This is a genomic window from Streptomyces celluloflavus (assembly GCA_000720995.1).
GTDB lineage: Bacteria > Actinomycetota > Actinomycetes > Streptomycetales > Streptomycetaceae > Streptomyces > Streptomyces celluloflavus.
Genome location: JOEL01000032.1, coordinates 44394 through 58329, shown reverse-complemented (window position 1 = coordinate 58329; position 13936 = coordinate 44394). Strand labels below are relative to the sequence as shown.

The window sequence follows — 13936 nt, the reverse complement described above, 5'->3', positions numbered from 1 at the left end:
ACGACGAAGGTGGGCACGCATGAGCGTGGACAGCGACGGTACGGAACGTACGGACTACACAACCGACGGGGCGGACGGCCCCGGCTGGGATCCCGGCCTGGACGACGAAGGCACGGCCGTGCTGAAGGCGATCGGCCGCCAGCTCAAGATGTGGCGGGAGGCGGCGGGGCTCCGCCAGGCGGAGTTCGGCGCGGCGATCGGCTACAGCGACGAGATGGTCTCCTCCGTCGAACGCGGCCGCCGCGCCCCGAAGCCGCAGTACCTGGAGAAGGCCGATGAAGTCCTGGGCGCCCGCGGCAAGATCGAGGGGATGAAGAAGGACGTCGCGGAGGCCCGTTACCCGAAGAAGGTTCGGGACCTGGCGCGGTTGGAAGATGACGCGGTTGAGCTGGGCGCGTACAGCAACACCACCATCCATGGTCTTTTGCAGACCGAGGAGTACACACGCGTGCTGTTCGGCCGACGGCAACCCACGTACGGAGAGGACGAAATCGAGCGCCTCGTGGCCGCCCGGATGGCACGACAGGAAGTTTTCGAGCGACGCCCCGCACCGCTGCTGACCTTCGTACAGGAGGAGGCGCTGCTTCGACGCCCGATCGGGGGCAGAATGGTGCTACGGCGCCAGCTCGAACGTCTGCTGGAATTGGGAAAGTTGCGGAACGTGGAGATTCAGGTGATGCCCACGGAAACCGAGGAGCACGCCGGGCTCGGCGGCTCGTTTCGAGTGCTGAAGCTCAGTGATGGCACGACAGTTGGGCACAACGAAGTCCAGCTCACCAGCCGCCTGATCGCCAACCCGAAGGAAGTCCACGTCCTTGAGATGCGCTATGGAATGATCCGGGCACAAGCTCTCAGGTCACGGGAGTCCCTGGCCTTCATCGAGAAACTGCGGGGAGAGACATGAGCCTCAAGCCCACCATCGGAGAAGCTTCCACGCTGGAGTGGACCAAGAGCAGCTACAGCACCGACGACGGTCCCGACTGCGTCGAGGTGGCTTGGATCAAGAGCAGCTACAGCAGCAACGACGGCCCCGACTGTGTCGAGGTCGCCTCCGCCCCCGACACCATCCGCGTCCGCGACTCCAAGAACGTCCACGGTGCGCAGCTCGCCTTCGCACCGACCTCCTGGGCCGACTTCGTCGCGTTCGCCCGTAAGGGCTGACCGGGCGGGTCAGGCCGCCATCGCCAGCTCCGGGTCCTCCCGGAGTTTGGCGAGGGCGCGGGAGACCGCGCTCTTGACCGTACCGATGGAAACCTCCATCACCTCGGCGGTCTGGGCCTCGCTCAGGTCCTCGTAATACCTGAGGACGACCATGGCCCGCTGGCGGGCGGGCAGCCGCATCACGGCGCGCCACATCGCATCCCGCAGACCCTGGAGCTCCGCCGGGTCCGGGGCCGGGGTCGGGTCCGGCTCCGGCATCTCGTCGCAGGGGAACTCGTCCACCTTGCGCTTGCGCCACTGGGAGGTGCGGGTGTTGAGGAGCGCGCGGCGCACATACCCGTCCAGGGCCCGGTGGTCCTCTATCCGCTCCCAGGCCACATAGGTCTTGGTGAGGGCGGTCTGGAGCAGGTCTTCCGCGTCGTTCGGGTTGGCGGTGAGCGACCGCGCGGCGCGCAGCAGCACCGGCCCCCGGGCCCGTACATAGGACGAGAACGACGGGAACACAGCGGCGGTCGAAGCGCTTGTGCACACTGGCGTGGTCATGGCTCCACGCTAGAAGCGCCGACTGGCTGGTTGTATCGCCCCAAGGTGCTGAAGACTTCTCCCCCTGAAGTTGTACAGGTGGTGCTCTCTCCACCTCCTTAGGGCGGACGGCTCTCCTCCTACCCCTAGGAGGTGGGCCGTGTGAAGGTGTCCCCTCGGGTACGGCTCGGGACGAGGGGGCGGGCGACGGTGATGGTGCGCGAGAGCAGATGGTGGCGGTGGGTGGTGGCGGTGCTGGTGGCCGCTGCCGGGGCGGTCCTGCTCGGCCCTGGTGCCACGGGGCCCGGCGAGGCCGGAGGTGCGGGGGACAGCCCCGCTGACCAGGCGTTGTTCACCCTGCGCTCCCATGACCCGTACGTCATCGAGTGGGCGAACCCCACGGCCGTGCCGCGGCTGACACCCGCGTTCGAGAACACCGGGCGCGGCGCGGCGGACCGTGGGGTGGTCTTGCGCGTCACGCTCACCGATGCCCGGTTCGACACCGCCGGCGGCTACCGCAACTGCTACTACGCGGAGAACCACCGCACCGTCTACTGCGAGTTCCCGGACCGCGTCCCCGTCGGCGCCGCGTTCGAGACCGCCGAGCCCCTCCCGAAGGTCCTCGCGGGCTACCAGGAGCTCACCGGGTCGTACGCCTATGCCGTCTGGCCGCTGGGGGGTGCCGCCCCCGCCCGCACCGAGGACTACCGCGCGCACTACCGGCGGGGCACGGACCCCGCGCTCCGCCTCCGGCCGACGGTCCTCGGCCCGCACGGGGACGGCGGGGAGCTGCGCTTCCGGTGGGCCGGCTACGAGGGCCCGGCGGACTGGTCCGTCACCGGCGTCACGATCCGCGGCCGGATCGGGGAGTACGCGGAGGTGGGTGTACCGCGGCCCCGTGCCACACCGGGGCCGGGCCCGCAGCGGGTGCGCGTGGAGGTGCCGCCGGGCACGACCCTCGCCCCGCTCTCACGGGAGGAGCGGGAGGGCACCCCGTCCGAGGTGACCTACTGCGCACGCGACGACCAGGACGGGAACATCTACTGCGGGGACGTCAACTGGAGCACCCTGCGGGTGCGGATCGACCGGCGGGTCGAGGGCGCCGAGGGACGGCTCTCGGTACCCGAACCCGCCAACGGCGACACCGACGCCGCCAACAACTCCGCGCCGATCAAGGTCGAGATCACCGGGGCGGCCCGGCCGGGTCATGCCGTACCGCCCGTCTCCGCCGCCCCCTCCCCGTCGGCCGAGTCCGCCTCGTCCGGCGACGGCGCCGGGGACATCGCGCTCGTCGCGGCCGTCTCCGCCGCCTCGGTCGCCGCGCTCGCCCTGGTGGCGCTCCTCCTCGCCCGCCGGGGACGCGCTCAGCAGGCGGCGCCGGACGTCAGCCGTCCGTGCCGAGGATCAGGCCCGAGGTGGGGACGCCGGTCCCGGCGGTGACCAGGACGCGGGCCGCGTCCGGGACCTGGTTGACGGAGGAGCCGCGCAGCTGGCGGACGGCCTCGGCGATGCCGTTCATGCCGTGCAGATACGCCTCGCCGAGCTGGCCGCCGTGGGTGTTCAGCGGCAGCGCGTCCGCCGCGACGAAGTCGGCGGCCTCACCGGGCCCGCAGAAGCCGAACTCCTCCAGCTGCATCAGGACGAACGGCGTGAAGTGGTCGTAGAGGATGGCGACATCGATATCGGCGGGGGCCAATCCGGCGGTCCGCCACAGCTGGCGGGCCACCACGCCCATCTCGGGCAGGCCGGTCAGCTCGTCCCGGTAGAAGCTGGTCATCTGCTCCTGGGCGCGGCCCGCGCCCTGCGCCGCGGCCGTGATCACCGCGGGCGGACGGCGCAGCGTGCGGGCCCGCTCGGTGGAGGTGACGACGATCGCCTGGCCGCCGTCGGTCTCCTGGCAGCAGTCCAGCAGCCGCAGCGGTTCGACGATCCAGCGGGAGGCGGCGTGCTCGGCGAGGGTGATCGGCCGGCCGTAGAAGTACGCGGCGGGGTTGCGGGCGGCGTACCGGCGGTCGGTGACGGCGACATGCCCGAAGGCGTCCGGCGTCAGCCCGTACGTATGGAGGTAGCGCTGCGCGGCCATGGCGACCCAGGAGGCGGGGGTGAGCAGTCCGGCGGGGAGGTTCCAGCCGAGCGCGGTGCCCTCGGCGGAGGGCTCGCGCCGCTGGACGCCGGAACCGAAGCGGCGGCCGGAGCGTTCGTTGAAGGCCCGGTAGCAGACGACCACCTCGGCGACACCGGACGCGACCGCCAGCGCCGCCTGCTGGACGGTGGCGCAGGCCGCGCCGCCCCCGTAGTGGACGCGGGAGAAGAACGACAGCTCGCCGATACCGGCCGCCTGCGCGACGGTGATCTCCGGGCTGGTGTCCATGGTGAAGGTGACGAGGCCGTCCACGTCGGCGGGGGTGAGCCCGGCGTCGTCCAGCGCGGCCCGCACCGCCTCGACGGCGAGTTTCAGCTCACTGCGGCCGGAGTCCTTGGAGAACTCGGTGGCGCCGATACCGACGATGGCGGCCCGGCCGCCGAGTGAGTCCGCGCGGTGGATGCTCATCGGGGCGCTGCTCCCTGGCGGGTGGGGGCGGTATCGGGGGCCGTATCGGGGGTGGTCTCGGGGGTGGCGGCGTTCTCCGGAGCGGTGACGGTGAGGGTCGCGGTGCCGGTGACGTGGTGGCCGAGGCCGTTCGTACCGGTGATCCGGACCTGGGCCGTGGCGCCCTCGACGGCGGTGACCGTGCCGCGCAACACCATGGTGTCGCCCGGGTAGTTGGGCGCGCCGAGGCGGATCGCGAGCTTGCGCAGGACGGTGTGCGGGCCGAAGTGGTCGGTGAGGTAGCGGCCGACGAGGCCGTTGGTGGTCAGGATGTTCATGAAGATGTCCGGGGAGCCCTTCTGCCGGGCGGCCTCGGCGTCGTGGTGCACATCCTGGTAGTCGCGCGAGGCGAGGGCCCCGGCGACGATCAGGGTGCGGGTGATGGGGACGGTGAGCGGGGGGAGTTCGTCACCGGGCGCGGTCGTGCCGGTCGCGGTCATACGGGGATCCCTTCGCCGGTCGCCGGGCCGCCGCCGGCGTCCGCGTCTCTGCCGTCCACGCCTTCGCCTTCCCCTTCCGTGAGCAACGTCCCCAATTCCTCCAGCAGTTGGGCGCCGGAGCCGAGGTACGCATCCAGTTGGCGGCCCCACAGGAAGTGGCGGTGGACGGGGTGGCCGGTATCGGCGCCCAGGCCGCCGTGCAGATGCTGACCGGTGTGTACCACCCGCTTGCCCGCCTCGGACGCCCACCAGGCGGCGGTCAGCGCGTGCGGGGCGGCGTCCAGGCCCGCGTCCCGGCGCCAGGCGGCCTCGTAGACGGTCACCCGGATCGCCTCGGTGTCCAGGTGGGCGTCGGCGGCGCGCAGCAGGACGCCCTGGTTGGTGGAGAGCGGGCGGCCGAACTGTTCGCGGGTGGCGGTGTGGCTGACCGCGCGCGCCAGCGCACCCGCGCAGACCCCGGCCTGGAGGGCGGCGAAGGCGGTACGGGCGGTGGCGAGGACATCGTCGTACGGCGCCGCCCCCGACTGCCCCGGCTCTCCCAGCGGTTCGGCCGGGGCGTCGCGCAGCGTCAGGCGGCCCGCCGACCAGGGGGCGGTGGTCGCCACCGGTTCGATGCCGACGCCGGGAGCTGTGGCCCGTACGAGCCACAGCCGGCGGTCGGCGTCCGGGACCAGGAGCAGGGTGGCCGCGTCCAGCCAGGGGACCAGGGGGACGGTGCCGGTCAGCCGCGCCCCCGGACCGGCCGCGTCCCGTACCGCCACCGGCAGGGCGCCTCCCACGTCCCCCGGGAACGCGCCGGTCGCCACCGCCGACCCGTCCCGCAGCCCCGGCAGCAGCCGGTCCCGCTGTTCGGCGGTGCCGTGTCCGCCGATCGCGAGCAGGCCGTAGACGCAGGTCGCGGCGAACGGTACCTGTGCGGTCGTCCGGCCCTGCTCCTCCAGCAGCAGGGCGAGTCCGAGCAGCCCGATGTCCTCGACCGCGCCCGGCAGCCCGGCCGCGCAGAGCGCCCGCCACAGCCCGGTGTCGGTGGCCGTGCCCAGCGCGGCCAGCCGCTCGGGCGTGGAGAGCTCGGCGAAGATCTCCGCCGCCAGTCCGCTCGCGGCGCGCTGCTCCTCGGTAGCCGTGAAGTCCATCTCAGCCCGCACCCCCGGCCCGGAAGAAAGGCAGCTCCAACTCGGGGTCCACCCGCCGGAATTCCAGCCGCACGGGCATCCCGATCCGCACCTCGTCGTGCGCCACCCCGACCACGTTGCCGAGGATCCGCACCCCTTCCGCCAGCTCGACCAGTGCCACCGCGTACGGGCTCGCGGGGTGCGGGGCCGGGGCGTCCTCCACCGGTCCGGGCGTGGCGAAGGCGGGGAACGGCGGGTGGTGCATCACCACGTACGAGTAGACGGACCCCGCGCCGCCCGCCTCGACGGTGTCCCACTCCGGCGATCCGCACGCCTGGCACCCCGGCAGCCAGGGGAACCGCAGCCGCCCGCACCCGCCGCACCGCTGGATCAGCAGCCTGTGCTCGGCGACCCCGGCCCAGAACCCGGCGTTGTCCCGGTTGATGACGGGGCGCGGCCGTCTGGGGACGGCGGCGGGGTCGGGGGTGGGAGTGGGCTCGGATGGCACTCCGGGACCGGACGTCCTGGCCGCGGGTGCGTACTTGAGAATCCGGAAGCGGTGCGTCCCGGCCGGCTCCCCGTCCGCCCGTACGTCCATCCGCGTCGTCACGAAGTACCCGGTGCCCAGCTTCGTCGTCTTGCGCGCCGACACCGATTCGATGACCGCGTCGAAGGTGATCCGGTCACCGGGCCGCAGCGGACGGAGATACTCCTGCTCGCAGTCGGTGGCGACGACGGAGCGGAACCCGGCGCCGTCCAGCAGCCCGAACAGTTCGTCGTACGCCGCCGAGCGGTCGGTGTGGCCGGACAGTCCGCCCATCGTCCACGCCTGGAGCATCGTCGGCGGGGCGACGGCGGCCGGGCCCCGGTAGGCGGGGTGGGCATCGCCCATCGCCTCGCACCAGTGCCGGATCATCGGCTCGTTGACGGCGTCCTTGCCGGTCCCGGCGGTCGCCGCGGCCCGCCCCTCGTAACGCTTCAGCGCGGCGTACAGCGCGTCGCCCGACGAGCCGTCCGGCGGACCGTTCTGCGTGCCGTCCCGCTCCCCTGCTTCTCTGTTCACCGGCGTACCGTCCCGCTCCCCTGCTTCCCTGTTCACCGGCGTCCCCTCCGCATCCCCAGCCCCATCGTCGCCACGATCTCCCGCTGGACCTCGCTCACGCCGCCCCCGAAGGTGTTGATCTGCGCCGCGCGGTTCATCCGCTCCAGCTCGCCGTCCCCGAAGGCGCCCGGCGATCCGGCGCGGATCGACGCGGCGTCGCCCACCACCTCCTGGCACATCCGGTAGACCTCGACGGTGCTCTCGGTCCCGGCGAACTTGACCCCGGCGGCGTCCCCGGGGCCGAGCGTGCCCGCGCCGACATCGCCGACCAGCCGCCAGTTCAGCAGCCGGGTGGCGGCCAGCCTGGCGTGCGCCTCCGCGAGCCGGGACCGCACCCACGGCCGTTCCGCGGGCCGTCGGCCGGTGACCGGGTCCCGCGTACGGGCGTGCCGCAGCGCCGCCTCGAAGGCGTCCTCGGCCTGCATCCCGATGGCGGCCAGCGCGACGCGTTCATGGTTGAGCTGGTGGGTGATCAGTCCCCAGCCGGTGTTCTCCTCGCCGACGAGATTCCCGGCCGGAACGCGGACGCCGTCGTAGTACGTCGCGGTGGTCGTCAGCCCGCCGACCGTCTCGATCGGCGTCCAGGAGAACCCGGGCGCGTCGGTCGGTACCAGGACGATCGAGATACCGCGGTGTTTGGGCGCGCCGGGGTCGGTGCGGCAGGCGAGCCAGATCCAGTCCGCGTGCTGGGCGTTGCTGGTGAAGCTCTTGCCACCGTCGATCAGCCAGTCCTCGCCGTCCCTGACCGCGCGGGTGCGCAGCGCGGCGAGGTCGGTACCGGCATCGGGTTCGGTGTAGCCGATGGCGAAGACGACCGCGCCGCTGAGGATGCGCGGCAGGAAGTAGTCCTTCTGGCGCCGGGTGCCGTACTTCATCAAGGTCGGGCCGACGGTGTTCAGGGTGACCATGGAGACCGGCGCGCCCGCGCGGTACGCCTCGTCGAAGAAGACGAACTGCTCGTCGGGCCCGCGCCCCTGGCCGCCGTACGCGGTCGGCCAGCCCAGGCCCAGCAGCCCGTCGGCGCCGATCCGGCGGAGCACCGCGCGCTGCGCGGCGGCCCCTTCGACCGGTCCGTCGGGCAGCAACTTCTTGAAGTAGGCGCGGAGTTCGGCGCGCAGTTGCTGCTGGCGCGCGGTGGGGGCGAGGTGCACGGCGGCGGGCTCCCCTTCTGGTGGCGGCGCGGGCACCCGGCCGGGCCGACGGACGCACCGGCCGGCCTCGCGTACAGGCCGGTCGAGAGGGTGCGAACGGGCGGGCACGACAACGAGCGAGAGGATTCCTGACTGTCCGTCAGAAACCCTCTCGCTGTCAAGGTCGGCGCGGGGAACGCCAGCGCAGCCCAGCACCCCGCGCCGCCTCATTCACCTCCGGCCGGGCGCCGCCCCTCCCGGGCGGCGCGGTGCGTCACCAGAGGCTGCTGAAGGACACGGTGGCGTTGGACTGGTCGATACAGGCGGGACCGCCGCCGTTCACACTGGCGGTGTTGTTCTGGTTCGACGCCCCGGGACCGTTGGCCACCTGTTGGGTGGAGGTCGAGTTGCCGTGGTTGCTGCCGCCGACGCCCGTGCCCGACTGGCTGGTGGCCGCCGCGTTCGATCCGTCGGTCGCAAGGCCGCCGTTGTCGGCCACCGCCACACCGCTGAAGAGGGCCGCCGCGAGCGGCAGTGCGGCGGCGACGGCCAGGACGCGGGCGGTACGGATGCTTGCCATGTTTCTTCCTCCTGCGGAACGGAACAACAACGCGACAACGCTGCGGACGCTGTCTCTGCCGGAGCCGGCCGAGGCCCGGTGGAAACCACCGGGGACCGCATCAACTCCGGTTGCGCGCCGGGAAGTTGGCCGTCCTCCACGACTTCCTTCCCGGCGTCGCGGATTCAGAATTGCCCAACGAATCCCCGGCGAATCCGCCGGGAAGGGCCCGTTCCCTCGTAAGTATGAGAAATCCCGGATAAACCCCTGCCGCGCCCCGACGCCCCCGCGCACACCGCCTCGTACCTGCGACGATCCGCCGCTCGCCGGGTGCCGGGCGCGCCACGGATTTCCGCCGCGGACCGCCGCACGCCCCCGGCCCACTCCGGTCTCCCCGGCCCGCTCCGGCCTCGCCGCTCCGCCCGTGCGGCCGCCGGAAAGAATTCTGATGCGGTCCGCGCCCGCCCCCCGCTATCCTTCGAACTATGTCTACACCCCGGATTTCCTAGCCAGGACACCCGCTTTCACGCCACCCGTGTGTCTGCTGCCGCCCCTGCGGGCGCTGCCGCCCGGGTTCCTGTCCTAGAGCTGGTGTCCTTGGGCTCGGCCTTGAATGTGCGTCGTGGAGATCGCCCCCTGAAGATCACCTGCTGGTGATCGGGGCTCGTCGATCGCGTTCCCGGCCGCGGCCCGTGAGCTTTTCCGGAGTGTTTTCCATGATCACCGTGCGTGGTATCAACGTACGCGTCGGCGCCCGGCTTCTGCTGTCCGACCTCTCCTTCCACATCGCCCCCGGCGACCGCATCGGTCTCGTCGGCCGCAACGGCGCCGGCAAGACCACCCTCATGCACACCCTGACCGGCCAACTCCCGCCGGCCGACGGGTCCATCACCCGTACCGGCTCCCTCGGCCATCTGGCACAGGACTCCCGTACGGCCGACCCGGACGTCACCGTCACCGACCGCATCCTGTCCGCCCGCGGCCTGGACCGGGCGGTGCGGGCGCTCCGGGCCGCCGAGAGCGCGATGGCCGCGGCCGAGCGGCCGGCCGCCCAGGAGAAGGCGATGGCCGCCTACGCCCGCGCGGACGCCGCCTTCCAGGCGGGCGGCGGTTACGCGGCCGAGGCCGAGGCGGCCCGGGTCGCCGCGGGCGTGGGGCTGCCGCCGCGCGTCATGGACCAGCCGGTGGGCACCCTCTCCGGCGGCCAGCGGCGCCGCGTCGAACTGGCCCGCATCCTCGTCGCCGACCACGACACCCTGCTGCTCGACGAGCCCACCAACCACCTGGACCTCGACTCCATCACCTGGCTGCGCACCTTCCTGACGAGCTACCGGGGCGGCCTGGTGATCATCAGCCACGACTCCGGTCTCCTGTCCGGCATCGTCAACCGGGTCTTCCACCTGGACCCGCAGCGCACCACGATCGATGTGCACAACACCACCTGGAACGCGTACCTCGCCCAGCGCGCGGCCGACGAGCGGCGCCGCACCCGCGAACGCGCCAACGCCGAACGCAAGGCGGCGGCGCTGCGCACCCAGGCGGACAAGATGCGGTCCCATGTGGCGACCGCCGTCGCCGCCAAGAACATGGTCCGCCGCGCCGACCGGCTGCTCGCCGGTCTGGAACCGGCCCGGCGCAGCGAGAAGGTCGCCCGGATCCGGCTGCCGGAGCCCGCGCCCTGCGGCCGGACCCCGCTGGGCGCCGTCAGCCTGACCAAGGCGTACGGCAGCCTCCAGGTGCTGACCGGGGTGGACCTGGCGGTCGACCGGGGCAGCCGGCTGGTCGTCCTCGGCCTCAACGGCGCGGGCAAGACGACCCTGTTGCGAATCCTCGCCGGGCACGAGACCCCCGACACGGGCCGCGTCGTCCCCGGGCACGGGCTGCGGCTCGGCTACTTCGCCCAGGAGCACGACACCCTCGACCCCGCCCGCACCGTCCGGCAGAACCTGACCGCCGCCGCGCCGCAGCTGAGCGACGGCGAGGTGCGGCAGGTGCTGGGCTCGTTCCTGTTCACCGGCGATGACGCCGACAAACCCGCCCGGGTGCTCTCCGGCGGCGAGAAGACCCGGCTGGCGCTGGCCGGTCTGGTCCACTCCGGGGCGAACGTGCTGCTGCTGGACGAGCCGACCAACAACCTCGACCCGGCCTCCCGCGGCGAGGTGCTGTCGGCGGTGGACAGCTACCCGGGCGCGATCGTGATGGTCACCCACGACCCGGGCGCCATCGAGGCCCTCCGCCCGGACCGCGTCCTGCTGCTGCCGGACGGCACGGAGGACCTTTGGAGCCCGGAGCATTTGGAGTTGGTGGCGTTGGCTTGAGGGGGTGGGGGTGGCGGGTGGCGGACGGCTGGTGGGGGGGGCGGCTGGTGTTTCGGTGCCGGTCGCGCCGTTGGCTCGGCGCTGTTGTTGTGCGGCTTGCTGTGCCGCTTGTGCCGCTTGTGCCGCTTGTCGTCCCGTTGGCGGTTCCGCTTGCCGTCCGGATGCGGTTCGGATGCGGGCCCGTTAGCCGTTCCGATTGCGGGCTCGTTGGCGGTCCCGTCAGCCGTTCCGCTGGCAGACCGGTCAGCCGTCCCGTCAGGCGTCCCGCTTGCGGGCCCCGTCAGCCGTTCCGTCAGGCGTCCCGTTTGCGGGCCTCGATCAGGAAGCGGGTCGTATGGGCGACGAAGGAGCCCTCGCGGCGGATCCGTTCGTCCAACTCCCGCAGCCGTTCCCGGTATTTGCCGACGGTGAACCCGGGGACCATCCAGATCACCTTCCGCAGGAAGTAGATGACGGCGCCGATGTCGAAGAACTCGGTCCGCAGCGACTCCGAGCGCAGATCGACCACCGCCAGACCGACCGCCTCCGCGTCCCGGCGGGCGTCATCGGGGTGCCGGTGGCGCCGGACCTCCTCCGACTGCGTCCCGAGGAAGTACTCGACCAGCTCGAACACGCTGGCCGGGCCGACCTGTTGGGAGAAGTACGTGCCGCCGGGCCGCAGTACCCGGGCGATCTCCGACCACCACACGGTCACCGGATGGCGGCTGGTCACCAGGTCGAAGGCCGCGTCCCCGAACGGCAGCGGCGGCTCGTCCGCGTTCGCCACCACGGCCACCCCTAGGGGGTGCAGCCGCGCGGTCGCCTTCGCGACGTTCGGCGGCCAGGACTCCGTGGCGACCATCAGCCGCGGCAGCTTCGGCGCCGCCGCGAGCACCTCGCCGCCGCCCGTCTCGATGTCCAGTGCCGCCGAGGCCCGCGCCAGCCGGTCGCTCATGGCCCGGTGGTACCCCCACGAAGGCCGCTCTTCGGTGGCCCGCCCGTCGAGCCAGGAGAAGTCCCAGCCCTCGACCGATACGGCCCCGGCCTCGTCCACCAGTTCCTCAAAACTTCTGGACATACCTGAATTTTCCCGGCAATCGGGTGAATGCGCCAACGCGCGGCCCGCCGGACGCCGGGGCGTATCGCCTCGCTGGACGCCGGGCCGTGTCGCCTCACCGGATGCCGGGCCGTTACGACGCCCCACCGGACGCCGGGCCGTAACGCCTCGCCGGACGCCGGGGCCGCGGCACCCCGCTGCGGGCGGCTACCGCGGCTCGTCCCCCACCGGGAAGGAGAGCTCCGGCCGTTCCCACGGCACCACCGGAAGATTCGGCGGTACCGTCCCGGTGCGCACCGCGCCCACGCTCCGGTAGAAGCCCTCGGACGGCGGGTGCGAGACGACCCGTACGTCCGTCAGCCCGGCCCGCCGCGCCTCACCCAGCATGTGCGTGATCAGGCGGCGGCCGATCCCGTACCCCTGCGCATCGTCCGCGACGAACATCAGGTCCAGCTCGGCCTGGTCGAGGAGGAGCCCGTAGAACCCGAGCACCCGGCCCCCGTCGCCCGGCCCGCCGTCCCCCGCCACGGCCACGAACACCGGATGCGCCTCGATGTAGTCGGGCCCCACCTGGTACCCGGCCACCATCGAGGCGTAGTGCCCCTCGTAGGCGCCGGACGTCCGCACCATCCGCGTGAGCCGCTTCGAGTCCCCGGCCACGGCCCGCCGGATCTCCACCGCATCGCGGCTCGTCCGCGCCGCCCCCGTCTTGATGTTCATGCCTGTGCCCGTCTCCGTGCCCGTCTCCATGAGGCCACCGTCCGGCGGCCGCTTCCCACGCTGCCATATCCGGCCGGTGCGCCTGTTCCCGGGTCCGGTGGTCGCCTCGCGCCCCGCGGCCGGCGGTCGTCTCGTGCTCGCGGCTGGTGGTCGGCTCGCAGTCGCGGCTGGTGGTCGGCTCGTACTCGCGGCTGGTGGGTGCCTCGCGCCCCGCGACGGGGGCTCTCCCACGCTGCCACGGCCGACGGGTGCCACCGGCCGGCTACCGGCTACCGCGAGGCCAGCGGCCCCAGCTCACGCGCCAGCGCCACCGTCAGCGCGCGGAAGATCCGTACCTCCGGGTTGGTGTCCGCGGCCCGGGTCTCCAGCACGCTGTGCGCGCACGGCGCGTCCAGCACCGGTACGTACACCGTCCCCGGCCAGGGGTAGTAGCGGGCGAAGGACTTCAGCCCGGAGCCCGCGCCGCGCCCCGCCGCGACGCTCGTCAGCACATCGTGCGGGGTCAGCGCGCAGTCGGGCGCGCGCCGCTCCCCGGCGTCGAAGTACAGGTAGTCGGTGAAGGGCCGCGGGGTGTGCCGGGGCAGCCGCAGATACGGCAGATCGATGACGTCCGCGATCCGCACCCCCACCCGCGCCGCGTCCGCGAGCGGTGAGCCCGCCGAGACCGCCACGATCCGCCGCTCGGTCGTCAGCACGTCCACCTCGATGCCGTCGGCCGTCACCGCCGGCCGTACGAAGGCCACGTCCACCCGGTTCTCGCGCAACGCGCTGACGTGCTCGGTGAAGGTCAGCTGCACCAGTCGCAGCGGTACGTCGGGCCGGGCGCGGCGGAAGGCGCTGACGGCCGCCGGGGTGACCTCGGCCGACCCGTGCCCCATCACCCCGACCCGCAGCCCGCGCGCCGCCGCGGCGACCGCCGCCGACGTGGTGTGGGCGGCCTCGGTCACGTCCTCCACGGCGGCGTTCGCGGCGGCCAGCAGGGTACGGGCGTGGGAGACCAGCCGCTGCCCGGCCGCGGTGGGCACCACCGGGCCGTGCCCGCGGTCCAGCAGCCGCGTCCCGAACTCGCGCTCCAGCTGCTGAACGTGCTGGGTGACCGCGGCCGGTGACAGGAAGAGCCGCGCGGCGGCCCGCCCGAAGTGTTCCTCCTCGACCACCGCCAGGAAGGAGGACAGCCGTCGCAGATCCATACGGCCCACGATAGGCCGCGGCCCGGGAACGGTCCGGGGCCGTTCACATTTCCTGA

At 72.8% G+C, this 13936-nt stretch carries 14 protein-coding genes; 4 read left to right on the top strand and 10 right to left on the bottom strand.

The genetic code is table 11. The annotated features are described in order from the left end of the window. Positions 1-19: 19 nt before the first annotated feature. The gene (locus IH09_RS25165; protein ID WP_110952563.1) at positions 20-904 is read left to right on the top strand and encodes a helix-turn-helix domain-containing protein; all 885 of its coding nucleotides are present in this window, start codon (positions 20-22) and stop codon (positions 902-904) included. After that, on the top strand, positions 901-1161 hold the full coding sequence (locus IH09_RS25160) for a DUF397 domain-containing protein (RefSeq protein ID WP_052859754.1): 261 nt from the start codon (positions 901-903) through the stop codon (positions 1159-1161). The genes IH09_RS25165 and IH09_RS25160 overlap by 4 nt, the downstream gene beginning before the upstream one ends. 9 nt (positions 1162-1170) lie before the next feature. On the opposite strand, the gene IH09_RS25155 is transcribed toward IH09_RS25160, so the two are convergent. Further along, the gene (locus tag IH09_RS25155) at positions 1171-1704 is read right to left on the bottom strand and encodes a SigE family RNA polymerase sigma factor (RefSeq protein ID WP_052859753.1); all 534 of its coding nucleotides are present in this window, start codon (positions 1702-1704) and stop codon (positions 1171-1173) included. A gap of 141 nt (positions 1705-1845) precedes the next feature. On the opposite strand from IH09_RS25155, the gene IH09_RS25150 reads away from it, so the two are divergent. Next, positions 1846-3123 carry a hypothetical protein gene (locus IH09_RS25150; protein ID WP_190233398.1) on the top strand — a complete coding sequence of 426 codons (1278 nt, stop codon included), beginning with the start codon at positions 1846-1848 and terminating at the stop codon, positions 3121-3123. Here the strand turns inward: IH09_RS25150 and IH09_RS25145 are convergent. From IH09_RS25145 to IH09_RS25120, 6 genes are all read right to left on the bottom strand, one after another. Further along, the gene (locus IH09_RS25145) at positions 3068-4234 is read right to left on the bottom strand and encodes a lipid-transfer protein (protein ID WP_052859751.1); all 1167 of its coding nucleotides are present in this window, start codon (positions 4232-4234) and stop codon (positions 3068-3070) included. The two genes, IH09_RS25150 and IH09_RS25145, sit on opposite strands and share 56 nt — an antisense overlap. Continuing rightward, positions 4231-4713 carry a MaoC family dehydratase gene (locus IH09_RS25140; protein ID WP_052859750.1) on the bottom strand — a complete coding sequence of 161 codons (483 nt, stop codon included), beginning with the start codon at positions 4711-4713 and terminating at the stop codon, positions 4231-4233. Before IH09_RS25140 ends, IH09_RS25145 begins: the two co-directional genes overlap by 4 nt. Beyond that, entirely contained in the window at positions 4710-5846 is a 1137-nt protein-coding gene (locus IH09_RS25135; RefSeq protein WP_110952562.1) for an acyl-CoA dehydrogenase family protein, read from the bottom strand. Before IH09_RS25135 ends, IH09_RS25140 begins: the two co-directional genes overlap by 4 nt. 1 nt (position 5847) lies before the next feature. Next, positions 5848-6888, bottom strand: coding sequence for a bifunctional MaoC family dehydratase N-terminal/OB-fold nucleic acid binding domain-containing protein (locus IH09_RS25130; protein WP_052859749.1), 1041 nt, complete (start codon positions 6886-6888; stop codon positions 5848-5850). A 32-nt stretch (positions 6889-6920) separates the two neighbouring features. Next, positions 6921-8078, bottom strand: coding sequence for an acyl-CoA dehydrogenase family protein (locus tag IH09_RS25125; RefSeq protein WP_052859748.1), 1158 nt, complete (start codon positions 8076-8078; stop codon positions 6921-6923). 253 nt (positions 8079-8331) lie between these two features. Then, on the bottom strand, positions 8332-8637 hold the full coding sequence (locus tag IH09_RS25120; RefSeq protein ID WP_052859747.1) for a hypothetical protein: 306 nt from the start codon (positions 8635-8637) through the stop codon (positions 8332-8334). Between the two features lie 695 nt (positions 8638-9332). Here IH09_RS25120 and IH09_RS25115 point away from each other — a divergent pair. Beyond that, positions 9333-10934, top strand: coding sequence for an ABC-F family ATP-binding cassette domain-containing protein (locus IH09_RS25115; protein ID WP_052859746.1), 1602 nt, complete (start codon positions 9333-9335; stop codon positions 10932-10934). A 292-nt stretch (positions 10935-11226) separates the two neighbouring features. Here IH09_RS25115 and IH09_RS25110 read toward each other — a convergent pair whose 3' ends face one another. From IH09_RS25110 to IH09_RS25100, 3 genes are all read right to left on the bottom strand, one after another. Continuing rightward, complete coding sequence (locus IH09_RS25110) at positions 11227-11991, bottom strand: class I SAM-dependent methyltransferase (protein ID WP_052859745.1); 765 nt, start codon at positions 11989-11991, stop codon at positions 11227-11229. A gap of 186 nt (positions 11992-12177) precedes the next feature. Beyond that, positions 12178-12690, bottom strand: coding sequence for a GNAT family N-acetyltransferase (locus tag IH09_RS25105; protein ID WP_052859744.1), 513 nt, complete (start codon positions 12688-12690; stop codon positions 12178-12180). 269 nt (positions 12691-12959) lie between these two features. After that, positions 12960-13880 (bottom strand): LysR family transcriptional regulator, encoded by a 921-nt coding sequence (locus IH09_RS25100; protein ID WP_052859743.1) that lies wholly within the window; start codon positions 13878-13880, stop codon positions 12960-12962. Positions 13881-13936: the final 56 nt, after the last annotated feature.

Excerpts from the sequence above, each read along its gene's own strand:
- IH09_RS25110 (WP_052859745.1), bottom strand. The coding sequence starts at position 11,991 with ATGTCCAGAAGTTTTGAGGAACTGGTGGACGAGGCCGGGGCCGTATCG.
- IH09_RS25135 (WP_110952562.1), bottom strand. The coding sequence starts at position 5,846 with ATGGACTTCACGGCTACCGAGGAGCAGCGCGCCGCGAGCGGACTGGCG.
- IH09_RS25165 (WP_110952563.1), top strand. The coding sequence starts at position 20 with ATGAGCGTGGACAGCGACGGTACGGAACGTACGGACTACACAACCGAC.
- IH09_RS25115 (WP_052859746.1), top strand. The coding sequence starts at position 9,333 with ATGATCACCGTGCGTGGTATCAACGTACGCGTCGGCGCCCGGCTTCTG.
- IH09_RS25120 (WP_052859747.1), bottom strand. The coding sequence starts at position 8,637 with ATGGCAAGCATCCGTACCGCCCGCGTCCTGGCCGTCGCCGCCGCACTG.
- IH09_RS25105 (WP_052859744.1), bottom strand. The coding sequence starts at position 12,690 with ATGAACATCAAGACGGGGGCGGCGCGGACGAGCCGCGATGCGGTGGAG.
- IH09_RS25160 (WP_052859754.1), top strand. The coding sequence starts at position 901 with ATGAGCCTCAAGCCCACCATCGGAGAAGCTTCCACGCTGGAGTGGACC.
- IH09_RS25155 (WP_052859753.1), bottom strand. The coding sequence starts at position 1,704 with ATGACCACGCCAGTGTGCACAAGCGCTTCGACCGCCGCTGTGTTCCCG.
- IH09_RS25100 (WP_052859743.1), bottom strand. The coding sequence starts at position 13,880 with ATGGATCTGCGACGGCTGTCCTCCTTCCTGGCGGTGGTCGAGGAGGAA.
- IH09_RS25140 (WP_052859750.1), bottom strand. The coding sequence starts at position 4,713 with ATGACCGCGACCGGCACGACCGCGCCCGGTGACGAACTCCCCCCGCTC.
- IH09_RS25145 (WP_052859751.1), bottom strand. The coding sequence starts at position 4,234 with ATGAGCATCCACCGCGCGGACTCACTCGGCGGCCGGGCCGCCATCGTC.